This is a genomic window from Kitasatospora sp. NPDC018619 (assembly GCF_044391605.1).
In the GTDB taxonomy this organism is placed as follows: Bacteria; Actinomycetota; Actinomycetes; order Streptomycetales; family Streptomycetaceae; genus Kitasatospora.
Map to the genome: position 1 here is coordinate 39,711 of NZ_JBISAI010000023.1, position 16,008 is coordinate 55,718.

Sequence of the window (16,008 nt, forward strand, 5' to 3'; positions counted from 1 at the left end):
CGGCTCGCTCCCGGCCCACCCTCGCCCCGGAAGGCACAACCGCCATGTCCCTGCCCGCCACCGCGCCCGTCCTCGCCGAGGTCGTGCGCTCCGGTTTCGTCGAGGGCCGCCACCGCGGCTCCCTGGTGCTGCTCGCGGCCGACGGCTCGGTCGAGTTCGCGCTCGGCGACCCGGACGCCCCGGTCTTCCCCCGGTCGACGGCCAAGCCGTTCCAGGCGGTGGCCACGCTGCGGGCCGGGCTGGCGATCGAGGGCGCGCTGCTGGCGCTGGCGGCCTCCAGCCACTCTGCAGAATCGTTTCACCTCGATGGGGTGCGGACCATCCTCGGCTCTGCGGGCCTCGACGAGGCCGCCCTGCGCACCCCGGCCGACCTGCCGCTGGACGAGACCGAGGCCGAGCTGCTGCTGGCCGGCGGCGGCGGACGCGCCCCGATCCTGATGGACTGCTCCGGCAAGCACGCCGGCTGGCTGGCCGCCTGCACGGCCAACGGCTGGGACACCGCGAGCTACCTCGACCCGGCCCACCCGATCCAGCGGCTGGCCCGCGAGGCCCTGGAGGAGGGCACCGGCGAGACCGCGGTGCACGCCGGGGTGGACGGCTGCGGAGCCCCGCTGCTGGCCGTCTCGCTGGCCGGCCTGGCCCGCGGCTACCGCGGCCTGGTGCTGGCCGCCGAGGGCACCGCGCCGCGCCGCGTCGCCGACGCCATGCGCGCCCACCCCGAGTACGTGGCCGGCACCCGCCGGGCCGACACCTGGCTGATGCGGGCGGTGCCGGGCGCGCTGTCCAAGATGGGCGCCGAGGCCGTCCAGGTGGTCGCGCTGCCGGACGGCCGGGCGCTGGCGTTCAAGATCGAGGACGGCGCCGAGCGGGCCCGCGGCCCGGTGCTGGCGGCCGCGCTGCGCCGCCTCGGGGTGACCGGGGCGGACGAGGCCGTCGAGCGGATCGGCGCGGCCCCGCTGCATGGCGGCGGGGTTCCGGTGGGCGCGGTGCGGGCGGCGTTCTAGGCGACGCGAGGGCACCCGGCGGCCGTCCGCCGGGGTGCGGGCGGCCCCGGGTCGGTGCACGGTGGAGGACCGGGGGCCGTCGCACAGCTGAGGGAGTCCGCCATGACCGACCACGTGTACCGGGTGACCGAGATCGTCGGGTCCTCGACCGAGAGCGTCGACGCCGCGATCCGCAACGGGGTGGAGCGGGCCTCCCGCACGCTGCGCAACCTCGACTGGTTCGAGGTCTCGCAGGTCCGGGGCCACCTGGAGGACGGCCGGATCAAGCACTACCAGGTGTGCATCAAGGTCGGCTTCCGCCTGGACGACTGACCGCCCGTGGACGACGGGGCGGGCCGCGGAGACGGCCCCTTGCCGACGGCCTGTCGGCAAGCCGCCCCGCCCCCGGACACGACGAGGGCCGGGGCCCGCGGGAGAACCCGCGAACCCCGGCCCCTGGCTGTCCCGACCTGCCTCGAACCGTCCTCGATCGAATGAGATCGGAACGACGGCTCAGTGGCCGCCCTGCTCCGCCAGACGCTTGATCGAAGCGGTGACCTCGGCCTCGGCCTCGGCGCGGCCGACCCAGTTGGCGCCCTCGACCGACTTGCCCGGCTCCAGGTCCTTGTAGACCTCGAAGAAGTGCTGGATCTCCAGGCGGTCGAACTCCGACACGTGGTGGATGTCGCGCAGGTGCTCCCAGCGCGGGTCCGTCGCCGGGACGCAGAGCAGCTTGTCGTCGCCGCCGGCCTCGTCGGTCATGTGGAACATGCCGATGGCGCGGCACTTGATCAGGCAGCCCGGGAAGGTCGGCTCGTCCAGGATGACCAGGGCGTCCAGCGGGTCGCCGTCCTCGCCGAGCGTGCCCTCGACGTAGCCGTAGTCGGCCGGGTAGCGGGTCGAGGTGAAGAGCATCCGGTCGAGCCGCAGACGACCGGTCTCGTGGTCGACCTCGTACTTGTTACGAGAGCCCTTCGGGATTTCGATAAGGACGTCGAACTCCAACGGTTCCTCCAAGGTAGGGACTGACAGAATCCAAGTGTCTCCTACGGGAGCGGGTGCTCGGGAAAGGGGCCGGTCGGTGGGAGCACGGGGAGGGGCGGCGCGCCGCCGCGGGGGGACGGCCGCGGGGCTGTTCGGAGCGGCGCTCCTGGTCGCGGGCACCGTCCTGACCACGGGTGGTGCGTACGCGCAGCCGTCCCCGCCGCCGGGCGGGCACAGCACCGGGCACGGCGGGGGCGAGGACCACGACGGGCGCAAGGGCGAGCACGGCAGGGGCGGCGCCCGGTCGGCCGACGGCCCGGCCACCGCGCCCACCCGCCGGGCCGCCCAGCCCGGTTCCTCCGCGCCGGCGGCCCCCGCGCCCTCCGCGAGCGGAGACGCGCCCGGTGCGCGCCCGGCCCCCGCGCCGGGCGCCGTGCTGACCGCCGTCGACGGCGGCGCGGGCGCCGCCGTCCCCACCGCGCAGGGCCTCCAGCAGGCGCTCGCCGCGGCCCTCGCCGACCGCAGCCTCGGCGAGGTCACCGTCGCCGTCGCGGACGCCGGCACCGGCCGGCTCCTGTACGGCTCCGGGGAGAACAGCCCGGCCACCCCCGCCTCCACCACCAAGCTGGCGACGGCCGTCGCGGCCCTGTCCCTGATCCCGGGCGACACCCGGCTGCGCACCCGGGTGGTCCGGGGCGCGGACCCGGGCACGATCACGCTCGTCGGCGGCGGGGACCCGACGCTCACCGCGCTGCCCGCCGACCAGGTGCAGGTCGGCGGGCAGCCGGCCGACGCCGACACCGCCCCCGCCTCGCTGGACTCCCTCGCCCAGCAGACCGCCGACGCGCTCAAGGGCCTCGGCACCACGACCGTCCGGCTGGACTACGACCTGTCGTTGTACGCGGGCGCCCCGCAGCACCGGAACCACGACGGTCAGAACATCGCCCTGGTGGTCCCGTTGATGGTGGACGAGGGCAAGGCGGACCCGAAGAGCCGGGACGACGCGCCGGAGCGGGTCGCCGACCCGGCGGCCGCGGCCGCCGAGGCCTTCGCCGCCCTGCTCAGGGCCCGCGGCATCACCGTGACCGGCAAGGCCGCCCCGGCCGCGGCGCCCACACCCGCCGGTCCGACCGCCGCGCCCACGCCCGCCGCCGGCCCCGCCCCGCTCGGCGAGGTCGTCTCACCGACCGTCGCCCGGTTGGTCGAGCGCCTGCTGACCACCTCCGACAACCAGCTCGCCGAGGCGATCGCCCGTCAGGTGGCCCTCGCCGCCCACCAGCCGGCGAGCTTCGAGGGCGCCGCGGCCGCCGTCACCCAGGAGCTCTCCCGGCTCGGCGTGCCGATGGCCGGCGTGGTCCTCAACGACGGCAGCGGCCTGCACCAGGGCAACGCGATCCCGCCCGCCGTCCTGGTCCGGATCCTCGCGCTGGCCGCCTCCGAGGAGCACCCCGCCCTGCGCCCGGTGCTCACCGGCCTCCCGGTCGCCGGCTTCACCGGCACCCTCGACAGGCGGTACGGCGCCGCGTCCGGCGCCGCCGACGCGGCCGGCCTGATCCGCGCCAAGACCGGCACCCTCAGCGGCGTCAACACCCTCGCGGGGACCGTCGTCGACGCCGACGGCCGCCTGCTCGCCTTCGCCGTCATGACCCGCACCACCGCCCCCGCCGACGCCGCCCGCGCCGCGATGGACCGGATCGCCGCCCGCCTCGCCGGCTGCGGCTGCCACTGACCCGCCCGGCTCGCGCGGAACCGGCCGGGCGGCCCCCTCGGCGCGAGGCGTTCGCGGCGGGTGGCTGCCGTTGGCGGTGGGGAGCACGTACGGTGAGGGCATGACGAGCGCGAGTGGCGGTGCTGACATGGTCGACTGGAACCTCGCGGTCGCAACCGCGACCAGGTTGGTGCGGCCGGGTCCGGAAGTGAGCCGGGAGGAAGCGGCGGCGGTGGTCGCCGAGTTGCGGCGGCACGCCCTGGCGGCGGAGGAGCACGTCCGGGAGTTCACCGGCATGCGTTCGTCCAGCCTGGCGCAGGCCGCGGCGACGCCGGTGCTGGTGGTGGACCGTCCCGGGTGGATCCGGGCCAACGTGGCGGGCTTCCGCACCGTCGTCCAGCCGCTGGTGGACAAGCTCCAGGCGCGCCGGGCGAACAGCGCGGCGGCCGGGGTGTTCGGCGCGGTGGGCGAGAAGGCGACCGGGATCGAGGTCGGGGCGCTGCTGGCGTTCCTGTCCACCAAGGTGCTGGGCCAGTACGAGACCTTCGCCCCGGCCGAGCCGCCGCTGGAGGCGCCGGACAGCCCGGCCGCGCTGTTCGACAAGCCGCGGCTGGGCCCGGAGGCCCCCGGGCCGGGCCGGCTGCTGCTGGTGGCGCCGAACATCGTGCACGTGGAGCGGGAGCTGGACGTCGACCCGTCCGACTTCCGGCTCTGGGTCTGCCTGCACGAGGAGACGCACCGGACGCAGTTCACGGCGGTGCCGTGGCTGCGCGACCACATCCAGTCCGAGGTGCAGTCCTTCCTCGCCGAGACGGACGTCGACCCGGGCGCCCTGCTGGAGCGGCTGCGGGACGCGGCGGGCTCGCTCGGCGGCCTGCCGGGCGGCGGCAGGCGGGAGGGCTCCTCGGCCGGGAACCTGCTGGAGATCGTCCAGTCGCCCGCGCAGCGCGAGATCCTCGGCCGGCTGACGGCCGTGATGTCGCTCCTGGAGGGCCACGCGGACGTGGTGATGGACGGCGTCGGGCCGGCCGTGGTGCCGACGGTCGCCGAGATCCGGGAGAAGTTCCAGCAGCGCCGGGACCGCGGCGCCAACCGGCTCGACCTGCTGCTGCGCCGGCTGCTCGGGATGGACGCGAAGCTGCGCCAGTACCAGGACGGCGCGGTGTTCGTGCGCGGCGTGGTGGAGCGGGTCGGCATGGAGGGGTTCAACCGGGTGTGGACCTCCCCGAACACCCTGCCGACCAAGGAGGAGATCCACGACCCGGCCGCCTGGGTGGCCCGGGTGGCCCGCTGAGCGCGGCCGGACGACGGGCGCGCCGCCCGCCGGGCGGGGGGCGGCGCGGGCGGGCTGCACCCGCTCGTACGAGTGGTCCAATCCGGCGGACAGCTCGTGAAGAAGCGTTTCTTCATTCACCCGAACGTGGGACGGTGGTCGTACCGGGGGCGCGGGTGGCCTGGCGGGTCGCCACTATCTGCCACCATCTGTGAGCGCCCGGTAACAGGGCGCTCATGCGGGTGCGCGGTCCCCGCCGCGTCCGCCGCACGTCCTGTCCCCCCTCCGTCGAGGAGTCGTCCGCCGTGGGCCCTCACCCCGCCGTCGCCGCGATACGCCTGGCCGTTCGCCGTACCCTCACCGACCTCGCCGCCGAGGCCGGTTCCACCTTCACCGCGCCCGTGCGCGAGCCCCGGGAGCGCCCGGCCGGGGCGCCGCTGGTGGGTGCCGCGGTCGGCACCACCCTGATCGGCAACGCCGCCCGGCACCCCTCCGGGCTGCCTCGCACTCCGGCCGCGCCCGGCTCGCCGCTGGTCCTGGTCGCCGTCAGCGGCGGCGCGGACTCGATGGCGCTGGCCATCGCCGCCGCCTTCGAGGCCCCCAAGATCGGCCTGCGGGTCGGCGCCGTCACCGTCGACCACGGCCTCCAGGCCGGCTCCGCCGAGCGTGCCGCCCAGGTGGCCGACCGGCTGCGCACGCTCGGCCTCGACCCGGTGGAGGCGGTCCCGGTGCGGGTCGGCCGGGCAGGAGGCCCGGAGGCCGCCGCCCGGGACGCCCGCTACGCCGCCCTGGACGCGGCCGCCGACCGCCACGGCGCGATCGCGGTGCTGCTCGGCCACACCCGGGACGACCAGGCCGAGACGGTGCTGCTGGGCCTGGCCCGCGGCTCCGGCGCCCGCTCGCTGGCCGGCATGCCGGCCCACAAGGGCCGCTACCGCCGCCCGCTGCTGGAGCTGGACCGGGCGGCCACCCGGCAGGCCTGCGCCGCCCAGTCGATCCCGGTCTGGGACGACCCGCACAACTGTGATCCCGCCTACACCCGCTCCCGGGTCCGCCACGAGGTGCTGCCCGTCCTGGAGAAGCACCTGGGCGGCGGGGTGGTGGAGGCGCTGGCCCGCACCGCCCGGCTGTTCCGCGACGACGCCGACGCCCTCGACCAGTGGGCCTCCCTGGCGGAACGCGACGTCCGCACGGGCGACGGCGCCCTGGACGCGGTGAAACTGGCCGAACTGCCGCCCGCGGTGCGCCGCCGGGTGCTGCGCCGGGCCGCGCTGCGGGCGGGCTGCCCGGCCGGCGACCTGTTCGCCCGGCACCTGGAGACGATCGACCTGCTGGTCACCGGATGGCGCGGACAGGGCCCGCTGCACCTACCCGGGGGCGTCGAGGCCACCCGCAGGTGTGGCACGCTGGTCTTTCGGCGGCAGGGCGACTGACGGGCGAGGCATGCCCCGGGGGAGCCGGCCGCCGGCCACACAGACCCCGAACGTTTGAGGACGTATCCCCGGTGGACCAGAACGACATGGGCGCTGACCTCGCGAAGGTGCTCATCAGCAAGGACGAGATCGACGCCAAGCTCCTGGAGCTGGCCGAGCGCATCGACCGGGACTACGCAGGCAAGGACCTGCTGATCGTCGGCGTCCTCAAGGGGGCCGTGATGGTCATGGCCGACCTCGCCCGGGCCCTGCACTCGCAGGTCACCATGGACTGGATGGCCGTGTCCTCGTACGGCATGGGCACCAAGTCCTCCGGTGTGGTACGGATCCTCAAGGACCTGGACACCGACATCGCCGGCCGTGACGTCCTGATCGTCGAGGACATCATCGACTCCGGTCTGACGCTGTCCTGGCTGCTCGGCAACCTGGGCTCGCGCGGTCCGGCCTCGCTGGAGGTCTGCACCCTGCTCCGCAAGCCGGACGCGGCCAAGGTCGAGATCGACGTCAAGTACGTCGGCTTCGACATCCCCAACGAGTTCGTGGTCGGCTACGGCCTGGACTACGCGGAGAAGCTGCGCAACCTCCCCTTCATCGGGACCCTCGCCCCGCACGTCTACGGCGGCTGACGGCCCCGTTCGGGTTACGGGCGGGAACAGTTGGCCGTTCCCGCCCGTTGGATCCGGGGGACAAGGAACCAAAGCCGTCTCGCTGTGCTCCCGCCACGGGCGGGTCGGACTGCGGTACGGTCCAATAAACCGCTCTTCACATGAGCACCAATCGGATGCGCCGCGGCCCACAAGCCCCCCGGCGCCGTTGAGTGGCAGGAGGGACGGGGCGGCAACGCCCCGCATGGATGGACGTCAAGCGATACTTCCGTGCGCCGATCATGTGGATCGTGCTGGCCGTCCTCGCCGTCATCGTTCTGATGCAGGTCGTTTCTGACTCGAACGGCTACAAGACGGTGGACACCGGTCAGGTCGTCGCAGCGATCGACGCGCACAACGTCAAGTCGGCGCAGATCACCACCGGTGACTCGAACACGATCAAGATCCAGCTGAAGGACGGCGCCACGCTGTCCCCCGCCGGCACGGGCAAGGCCCCGTCCGGCACCAAGTTCCAGGCCTCGTACATCGGCGACCAGGGCGTCGCCATCGCCGACAAGCTCCAGGCGCAGGTCAACGACAAGGACGCGAGCACGCTCGCCGAGGGCTACACCGTCAGCCCCGAGAAGCAGAGCACCTTCGTCAGCCTGCTGCTGTCGATGCTCCCGATCGTGATCATCGTCCTGGTCTTCCTGTTCCTGATGAACCAGATGCAGGGCGGCGGCTCCCGGGTCATGCAGTTCGGCAAGTCCAAGGCCAAGCTGCTCACCAAGGACACCCCGAAGACGACCTTCGCGGACGTCGCGGGCGCGGACGAGGCGGTCGAGGAGCTCCACGAGATCAAGGAGTTCCTCCAGGAGCCGGCCAAGTTCCAGGCCGTCGGCGCCAAGATCCCCAAGGGCGTGCTGCTCTACGGCCCGCCCGGTACCGGCAAGACCCTGCTGGCGCGCGCCGTCGCGGGCGAGGCCGGGGTGCCGTTCTACTCCATCTCCGGTTCGGACTTCGTCGAGATGTTCGTCGGTGTCGGCGCCAGCCGCGTCCGCGACCTCTTCGAGCAGGCCAAGGCGAACGCCCCGGCGATCGTCTTCGTCGACGAGATCGACGCCGTCGGCCGGCACCGCGGCGCGGGCCTCGGCGGCGGCCACGACGAGCGCGAGCAGACCCTCAACCAGCTGCTGGTCGAGATGGACGGCTTCGACGTCAAGGGCGGCGTGATCCTGATCGCCGCGACCAACCGCCCCGACATCCTGGACCCGGCGCTGCTGCGCCCGGGCCGCTTCGACCGCCAGATCGCGGTGGAGCGCCCCGACCTCCAGGGCCGGCTGGACATCCTCAAGGTGCACCAGAAGGGCAAGCCGATCGCGCCCGACGTCGACCTGTCGGCCGTCGCCAAGCGCACCCCCGGCTTCACCGGCGCCGACCTGTCGAACGTCCTCAACGAGGCGGCCCTGCTGACCGCCCGCTCGGACAAGAAGCTGATCGACAACGCCATCCTGGACGAGGCGATCGACCGCGTCGTGGCCGGTCCGCAGAAGCGCACGCGGATCATGTCCGACAAGGAGAAGAAGATCACCGCGTACCACGAGGGCGGCCACGCCCTGGTCGCGGCGGCCTCCCCGAACGCGGACCCGGTGCACAAGATCACCATCCTGTCCCGCGGCCGGGCCCTGGGCTACACCATGGTGCTGCCGGACGAGGACAAGTACTCCACCACCCGCAACGAGATGCTCGACCAGCTCGCCTACATGATGGGCGGGCGCGCGGCGGAGGAGCTGGTCTTCCACGACCCGACCACCGGCGCCTCGAACGACATCGAGAAGGCCACCGCGACGGCCCGGGCGATGGTCACCCAGTACGGCATGACCGAGCGCCTCGGCGCGATCAAGTTCGGTTCCGACAGCTCGGAGCCGTTCCTGGGCCGCGAGATGGGCCACCAGCGCGACTACTCGGAAGAGGTCGCCGGGCTGGTCGACGAAGAGGTCAAGAAGCTCATCGACACGGCGCACAACGAGGCCTGGGAGATCCTGGTCGAGAACCGCGACGTGCTCGACAACCTCGTCCTGGAGCTCCTGGAGAAGGAGACCCTGAACAAGGAGCAGATCGCCGAGATCTTCGCCCCGATCGTCAAGCGCCCGGCCCGGCCGGCCTGGACGGGCTCCGCCCGCCGCACGCCGTCCACCCGGCCGCCGGTGCAGTCCCCGAAGGAGCTGGCGCTCACCAACGGCGCCGTCCCCGCCGAGGGCGCCCCGGTGGACGTCGTGAAGCTCCCGCCGCTGCCGACCTCCGAGCCGCCGACCGAGGGCTGACCCCGACTCCGAGGGGAATGGATGCCGCGTCACCAGGGTTTGTACCCTGGAGGCGCGGCATCCGTGCTGTTCAGCCAGTCTTCCCACACGTAAGCGAGGCCCGCATGATCGACCCGGTGACGCTCGACGGTCCGCCCGCCGTCGGGGCCTTCGACCAGAAGCGGGCCGAGAACGCCATCCGCGAGTTGCTGCTCGCCGTCGGGGAGGATCCGGACCGCGAGGGCCTGCTGGAGACCCCGGCCCGGGTGGCGCGCGCCTACAAGGAGATATTCGCGGGCCTGTGGCAGGAGCCCGAGGACGTCCTCACCACCACCTTCGACCTCGGCCACGACGAGATGGTCCTGGTCAAGGACATCGAGCTGACCTCGGTCTGCGAGCACCACCTGGTGCCGTTCCGCGGCGTTGCGCACGTCGGGTACATCCCGTCCACCTCCGGCAAGATCACCGGGCTGTCCAAGCTCGCCCGGCTGGTCGACGTCTACGCCCGCCGCCCCCAGGTGCAGGAGCGGCTGACCAGCCAGGTGGCCGACGCGCTGATGCGGATCCTGGAGCCGCGCGGGGCGATCGTCGTGGTCGAGTGCGAGCACATGTGCATGTCGATGCGCGGCATCCGCAAGCCCGGCGCCAAGACCATCACCTCCTGCGTACGCGGCCAGCTGCGCGACCCGGCCACCCGGGCCGAGGCGATGAGCCTCATCATCGGCCGGTAGCGGCGCCGGCCCGCGGGGCGGCGTTCAGAGCACCTCGCGCTCCGCGTGCGGCGGGGCCGGGGTGCCCAGCGCGTTGCGGCGCTCGGGCATCCGCAGCGTGACCATCCGGCGCCAGCCGTAGGCGCGGTCGTACAGGTAGAGCGCGTGCACCCCGAGGGTGACCAGGGCCAGCTGCCAGCGCGGCCAGCGCAGGATCCGGGCCATCCGGGCGGTGACGGCGAGGCCGACGTCCCGGTGGGTGCGGATCTCGCCGCGGGCGCTGGTCTCCAGGGCGTGCCGGACGTACGGGCCGTGGCCCGCGGCGACCATCCGCAGCAGCTCCTCGTGGCAGTAGGCGAGGTGGTCGTCCTCGTCGGCGGAGATCATCCGCATCGCCCGGCCGAGGTCGGGGTTGTCCCCGTAGACCGCGACCAGCTGGCGCATCTGCTCGGCGGCGCGCTGCTCGGTGACCCTGCTGTGCGCGAGGTAGGTGATGATCTCGCGCTCGGTCAGCGGGTGGTCGCCGTTCAGCCGTTCGTGCGAGAGGCCCACGCCCTGGCGCTCCAGCAGCATGCAGTAGTCGGCCTCGTCCGGCACCGGCACCTTGGGCAGGCCGCGCTTGTTCAGCAGCTGGGTGAAGATCCGGCCGTGCTTGCGCTCGTCGGCGCCGTGCCGGGCGACCTTCGGAGCGAGGACCGGGTCCCGGACGAGTGCGGAGATCCGCTCGTTCTCCCAGCCGCCCTGGTCCTCGCCGCCGGCCGCGATGCTGCAGAACAGCTGGTACGCCTGGTCGTTCCGGTAGATCTCGTCGAAGAGCGAGCGGGTGCTCAGCACGGTGCCTCCTGCACGGGTCCGGGGCGGCGCCCGGCGGGGGCCGACGGGCGGTCGCGATACGTTCCCCCGGAGCGCCGGCCGTCCGGCCCGACCGGCGGGTAGTCACTCACACGCCCTAGCCGGGGCACCGTCCTAGCCGAGGTGCGCGCCGAGCCATTCGAGGGTGGCCGGCAGCTCCCTGGTCCAGCTGTCGAAGTTGTGGCCGCCGTCGTCCAGGTACAGCGAGTCGACCGTGAACTGCGGGTTGGCGGCCGCGGCCCGGGTGGCCTGCTCGACGAACTGGACGGTCTGCGGGTAGTCCCCCTCCGTGCGGGTGGAGACCGCCAGCAGGTTGAGCTCGGGGACGGGCAGGTTCTGCAGCCGCCAGCCGAGGTCGTGCTGCTGGGTCAGCGCCTTGTCGCCGTTGAAGAGGTCGCCGCCGGTGTAGTTGTCCTGGCGCACCGTGAAGTCGCCGTGCAGGCTCGCCGCGTTGCCGTAGACGTTCGGGAAGCGCATCGCCAGGCGCAGCGCGCAGCTGCCGCCGGTGGAGTAGCCGAGGGTGCCCCAGGAGCCGGCCGTGCGGCCGACCCGGTAGCTGCTGCGGACGGCCTCGGGGACGTCCTTGACGAACCAGGTCTCGGTGCGCGGCCCGCCGGGGACGTCCACGCACTCGGTGTCCCGGGACGGCACGACCGCGGGACGGGCCATCACCAGGACGGTCGGCGGCATCTTGCCGGTGCGCATCAGCTCGATCGCGGTCTGGGCGAGGGGCAGCTCGTGCAGCAGGTTCAGGGTGGTGCCCGGGTAGCCGGCGATGGCCAGCAGGACGGGGAAGCGGACCAGGGCGAGCTTCGGGTCGAAGTACGCGGGCGGCAGGTAGACGAACATCTGGTCGGAGAAGCCGGTCTCCTTGCCGCTCACCCGGACCGACTCGACCCGGCCGACCTCCTCGGGCGGGCCCTTCGGCAGGTTGGTGATGGTCTCCAGGCCGCCCTCGGTGGTGGGCTGGACCAGGGCGTCGGCGACCGGGGTGCCGCCCTTGTGGTTCTCGTTGCTGGTCAGCGCGAGCTTGGCACCGCCCGGGCTGAGCAGGTCGGCCCAGGAGGTGTAGAACCCGAAGGAGTTGTTCACCGACAGCGCGAGCACGGCGAGGACGGAGGCCTGAACGACCGTCAGCAGGCCGATCCGGCCGAGCACCGGCAGCGGGCGCTGCGGCGCCAGCCGCGGCCAGATCCACAGGGTCGTGACGATCGCCGCGACGCCGAGTGCGAGCAGTGAGTTCACCAGCGCGTCGCTGGTCAGTTCCATGCCGTCGGCCTTCCGGTGGGACGCTGTCGGTGCAGGCTTCATCGTCTGGCGCTCCGTCAGGCCGGGCCACCGTGGCTAGGCCGTCCGGATGCCGGGGCGGCCGGCGCGGGGTGGGGCGAACCGCAGGCAACCGGCGCCCTAGAATGCGGCGTCCACCGTACGTAACGCGTCCCGGAGGGTTCCGTCGCGCCACGCTGCGGCGGGCCCCCGGCTCCCACCGCCGGCTCAACCCGCAGCGCCGCCCCGGCCCCGGTTTACCGATCGTTTCCGGGTCCTTGGTATGCGCATTGCCTGATGAAGGAATAGGCATGAAGGTCCATCACTCGTCCTCCCCCGGAGTGACGGGACACCGCACCGCAGCCTCTACGCTGAGCTTCCATGAGCGTTCCCGTGTCCGTTGAGCCGAGCCCCGAGCAGCCGTCGCGCCGTCGCCGCGGCCTGCAGACGCTGCGCACCCAGGCGTCCGCCGTCCCGAGGGCCTGGCTCCCCGGAGCGGTCGGCTACGCCTGCCTGCTGATCGGACTCGTGGACATAGCCAGCGCGGTGTTCCCCAAGCTCCGGCACACGAAGGTGCACACCTTCGCGGGGCAGCTGCCGGGCGGCACCACCAGCCTGGCGGCGGTCGGCGCGCTGATGGTCGGCATCCTGCTGGTGCCGCTGGCGCACGCGCTGCGCCGGCGCAAGCGGCGGGCCTGGCGGGCGGTGTGCGTGCTGCTGCCGCTCAGCGCCGGGCTGCACATCGTGCGCTGGCACCAGATCGGCCCGGCGGTGGTCTCGCTGGTGCTCCTCGCCGTGATGCTGGTCCACCAGCGCGAGTTCTACGCCAAGGCCGACCCGCGCACCCGCTGGCGGGCGGTGGCCAACCTGGTCGTCATGGGCGCCCTCAGCGTGCTGCTCGGCCTGCTGATCGTGAGCACCCGGACCAGGTACGAGATCGGCCACCCGGGCCTGACCGAGCGGCTGCAGCACGTCGGGTACGGACTGTTCGGCTTCGAGGGCCCCGTCCGGTACAGCAACGAGCGGATGTCCGACCTGGTCGCCTACCTGCTCGGCGGGCTCGGCCTGCTGACCGCCTTCACCACCGCCTACCTGGCGCTGCGTCCGGGCAGGCCGAAGCCCGAGCTGACCACCGAGGACGAGGAGAAGGTCCGCGAGCTGCTCAAGCGGCACGGCGAGCGCGACTCGCTCGGCTACTTCGCGCTGCGCCGCGACAAGAGCGTGCTGTTCTCGCCCACCGGCAAGGCCGCGATCTCCTACCGGGTGGTCTCCGGCGTGATGCTCGCCTCCGGCGACCCGGTCGGCGACGTCGAGGCCTGGCCGGGCGCGATCAAGGTGTTCATGGCCGAGGCCCGCGAGCACGCCTGGGTGCCGGCCGTGATGGGGTGCAGCGAGGTCGGCGGCGAGGTCTGGACCCGTGAGGCCGGGCTGGACGCGCTGGAGCTCGGCGACGAGGCGATCGTGGACACCGCGACCTTCTCGCTCTCCGGCCGGGCCATGCGCAACGTGCGCCAGATGGTCAAGCGGATCGAGCGCAACGGCTACTCGTGCCGGGTGCGCCGGGTCCGCGAGCTCACCGTGGAGGAGAAGTACCGGATCGCGGACGCCGCCGCCCGCTGGCGCGGCACCGACACCGAGCGCGGCTTCTCGATGGCCCTCGGCCGCTTCGGCGACCCGCTGGACGACGAGTGCGTGGTCGTCACCGCCCACAAGGCCCCCGAGGAGGGCGAGGAGGGCGACGACCTGAAGGCCGTGCTGCACTTCGTGCCCTGGGGGCCGGACGGCATCTCGCTGGAGCTGATGCGCCGCGACCGCGCCGCCGACCCCGGCCTGAACGAGCTGCTGATCGTCGCCGCGCTCCAGGCGGTGCCCGCGATGGGCGTGCGCCGGGTGTCGCTGAACTTCGCGATGTTCCGCTCGGCGCTGGCCCGCGGCGAGCGGATCGGCGCCGGCCCGGTGCTGCGGGCGTGGCGCGGGCTGCTGGTGTTCCTGTCGCGCTGGTTCCAGATCGAGTCGCTGTACAAGTTCAACGCGAAGTTCCAGCCCGAGTGGGAGCCGCGCTTCCTGGTCTTCCCGAGCACCCGGGACCTGCCGCGGATCGGCTTCGCCGCGATGCAGGCGGAGGCCTTCATCACGCTCGGCATGCCGCGCTTCGGCCGGCGGCGCCAGCGCGAGGGGCTGATGCCGGCCCCGTCGACCCGGGAGGTCACCGAGGCCGCCTGAGGCCCGTCGGCCCGCACCGGGGCCCCCGCCGGGAACCCCCGGCGGGGGCCCCGTTCGATAATGGGAGGCATGAACGATTCGCCCTCCTTCTCCCTGCCGGCCGGCCTGCCGCGACTGGAGCGCTGCGCCGTGATGGGCGTGGTCAACGTCACTCCCGACTCCTTCTCGGACGGCGGGATGTGGCACGACCCCGCGAAGGCGATCGCGCACGGCCTGGCGCTGCGGGCGCGCGGCGCGGACCTGGTGGACGTCGGCGGCGAGTCCACCCGGCCGGGCTCGCGGCGGGTGCCCGAGGAGGAGGAGCTGCGCCGGGTGATCCCGGTGGTGCGCGAGCTCGCCGACGCCGGGGTGCTGGTCTCCGTGGACACCATGCGCGCCTCGGTCGCCGAGCGGGCGGTGGAGGCCGGCGCCGTGATCGTCAACGACGTCTCCGGCGGGCTCGCCGACCCGGCGATGGCCCGGGTGGTCGCCGAGACCGGCGCGCCCTTCGTGGTGATGCACTGGCGCGGGCAGTCCGCCGACATGGACCGGCTGGCCGTCTACGGCGACGTCGTGCGGGACGTGGTGGCCGAGCTGACCGCGCGGGTGGACGCGCTGCTGGCGGCCGGGGCCAAGGAGGACCAGCTGATCCTCGACCCGGGGCTCGGCTTCGCCAAGACCTCCGAGCACAACTGGGCGCTGCTGGGCCGGCTGGACGCGCTCACCGCGCTCGGCCGTCCCGTGCTCGTGGCGGCTTCGCGCAAGCGGTTCCTGGGTACGCTGCTCGCCGACCCGGCAACCGGGGAACTGCGCCCGGCCCGGGAACGCGACGACGCGACGGCCGCGGTGTCGGTGCTGTCCGCACGGGCCGGGGCCTGGGCGGTGCGGGTGCACGACGTGTCCGGCACGGCGGATGCCGTCCGGGTCGTCGCGGCCTGGCAGCACGCGGAGCGGTCGGTGTGAGGGAGGGTCTGTGACGGGTGACGGCAGGTTGAGCGGCGGTACGGCCGGAAGGGCCCGCGAGGCGGATCTGGAGGCCGTGCTGGCGGCGAACCGGGGGCTCTACGAGGCGCTGGAGCGGGGGGACCTGGAGGCGGTCGAGAACGCCTGGCTGGGCGCGGCGGACGCCGACGACAAGGGCGGCGTGGTGTGCGTGCACCCGGGCTGGCCGGTGCTCCGCGGCCGGGCCCAGGTGACCCGCTCGTACATGCTGATCATGATGAACACGGAGTACATCCAGTTCTTCCTGACCGATGTCGAGGCCGAGGTGCACGGCGATGTGGCCCTTGTCACGTGCACCGAGAACATCCTCTCCGGCGGCGAGTCGGAGGAGGAGGGGGAACTCGGGCCGCTGGTCGGCGGAAAGGTCGTGTCGACGAACCTGTTCCGTCGCACCCCGGACGGGTGGAAGCTCTGGTCCCACCACGGTTCACCCGTCCTGACCAGCGGCGACGACGACGAGGAGAGCTGATTCCGGCGGTCGCGGAAATACCGCACCCGGAAGTCGCCGGGAATTTCCGAGTGGTCACCCAACGTTCACGTCAATCGCCGTACCGGTGCGCGTGGCGTCGGTTCGTGCCGGGTAGGACGGTCAGGCGTTGTCCGTGCTCACGGGTAGATTCGAAACGGAGTGGCGGGCGTGCTGCCCGCCTTCGCCCTGCCCGTCCATGCCTTTTCCCCGGGTGGGGCCCGTCCGACTGGGAGCAGTGA

General features: G+C 73.4%; 14 protein-coding genes. 11 read left to right on the forward strand and 3 right to left on the reverse strand.

Annotated elements, in window-relative coordinates; all coding sequences use genetic code 11:
* The first annotated feature begins 44 nt into the window (after positions 1–44).
* Positions 45–1,004 (forward strand): asparaginase, encoded by a 960-nt coding sequence (locus tag ACH5AR_RS28895; RefSeq protein WP_396304465.1) that lies wholly within the window; start codon positions 45–47, stop codon positions 1,002–1,004.
* 102 nt (positions 1,005–1,106) lie between these two features.
* Positions 1,107–1,316, forward strand: coding sequence for a dodecin (locus ACH5AR_RS28900; RefSeq protein ID WP_396304466.1), 210 nt, complete (start codon positions 1,107–1,109; stop codon positions 1,314–1,316).
* Positions 1,317–1,496: 180 nt separating this feature from the next.
* Here ACH5AR_RS28900 and ACH5AR_RS28905 read toward each other — a convergent pair whose 3' ends face one another.
* A complete protein-coding gene (locus ACH5AR_RS28905) occupies positions 1,497–1,988 on the reverse strand; it encodes an inorganic diphosphatase (protein WP_030059594.1) in 492 nt (163 codons plus the stop codon).
* A 76-nt stretch (positions 1,989–2,064) separates the two neighbouring features.
* Between ACH5AR_RS28905 and dacB the strand changes: the two genes are divergently transcribed.
* The 6 genes from dacB to folE all read left to right on the forward strand — a co-directional run bounded on the left by dacB (position 2,065) and on the right by folE (position 9,999).
* Positions 2,065–3,696 (forward strand): D-alanyl-D-alanine carboxypeptidase/D-alanyl-D-alanine-endopeptidase, encoded by a 1,632-nt coding sequence (dacB, locus tag ACH5AR_RS28910; protein ID WP_396304467.1) that lies wholly within the window; start codon positions 2,065–2,067, stop codon positions 3,694–3,696.
* A gap of 100 nt (positions 3,697–3,796) precedes the next feature.
* Positions 3,797–4,969, forward strand: a complete 1,173-nt coding sequence (locus ACH5AR_RS28915) for a zinc-dependent metalloprotease (protein WP_396304468.1) — start codon at positions 3,797–3,799, stop codon at positions 4,967–4,969.
* A 284-nt stretch (positions 4,970–5,253) separates the two neighbouring features.
* Positions 5,254–6,381, forward strand: a complete 1,128-nt coding sequence (tilS, locus tag ACH5AR_RS28920) for a tRNA lysidine(34) synthetase TilS (RefSeq protein WP_396304469.1) — start codon at positions 5,254–5,256, stop codon at positions 6,379–6,381.
* Positions 6,382–6,452: 71 nt separating this feature from the next.
* Complete coding sequence (hpt, locus tag ACH5AR_RS28925) at positions 6,453–7,007, forward strand: hypoxanthine phosphoribosyltransferase (RefSeq protein WP_030059589.1); 555 nt, start codon at positions 6,453–6,455, stop codon at positions 7,005–7,007.
* 227 nt (positions 7,008–7,234) lie between these two features.
* Complete coding sequence (gene ftsH, locus ACH5AR_RS28930) at positions 7,235–9,289, forward strand: ATP-dependent zinc metalloprotease FtsH (RefSeq protein WP_396304470.1); 2,055 nt, start codon at positions 7,235–7,237, stop codon at positions 9,287–9,289.
* A 104-nt stretch (positions 9,290–9,393) separates the two neighbouring features.
* Positions 9,394–9,999, forward strand: a complete 606-nt coding sequence (gene folE, locus ACH5AR_RS28935) for a GTP cyclohydrolase I FolE (protein ID WP_396304471.1) — start codon at positions 9,394–9,396, stop codon at positions 9,997–9,999.
* 24 nt (positions 10,000–10,023) lie between these two features.
* Here folE and ACH5AR_RS28940 read toward each other — a convergent pair whose 3' ends face one another.
* A complete protein-coding gene (locus ACH5AR_RS28940) occupies positions 10,024–10,812 on the reverse strand; it encodes a ferritin-like domain-containing protein (protein WP_396304472.1) in 789 nt (262 codons plus the stop codon).
* A 132-nt stretch (positions 10,813–10,944) separates the two neighbouring features.
* Positions 10,945–12,099 carry an alpha/beta hydrolase gene (locus ACH5AR_RS28945; RefSeq protein ID WP_396304473.1) on the reverse strand — a complete coding sequence of 385 codons (1,155 nt, stop codon included), beginning with the start codon at positions 12,097–12,099 and terminating at the stop codon, positions 10,945–10,947.
* A 378-nt stretch (positions 12,100–12,477) separates the two neighbouring features.
* On the opposite strand from ACH5AR_RS28945, the gene ACH5AR_RS28950 reads away from it, so the two are divergent.
* The 3 genes from ACH5AR_RS28950 to ACH5AR_RS28960 all read left to right on the forward strand — a co-directional run bounded on the left by ACH5AR_RS28950 (position 12,478) and on the right by ACH5AR_RS28960 (position 15,769).
* A complete protein-coding gene (locus tag ACH5AR_RS28950) occupies positions 12,478–14,319 on the forward strand; it encodes a phosphatidylglycerol lysyltransferase domain-containing protein (RefSeq protein ID WP_396304474.1) in 1,842 nt (613 codons plus the stop codon).
* Positions 14,320–14,388: 69 nt separating this feature from the next.
* Positions 14,389–15,261: a dihydropteroate synthase gene (folP, locus tag ACH5AR_RS28955; RefSeq protein WP_396304475.1), complete on the forward strand. Its 873-nt coding sequence runs from the start codon at positions 14,389–14,391 to the stop codon at positions 15,259–15,261.
* A gap of 10 nt (positions 15,262–15,271) precedes the next feature.
* Complete coding sequence (locus ACH5AR_RS28960; protein ID WP_396304476.1) at positions 15,272–15,769, forward strand: nuclear transport factor 2 family protein; 498 nt, start codon at positions 15,272–15,274, stop codon at positions 15,767–15,769.
* Positions 15,770–16,008: the final 239 nt, after the last annotated feature.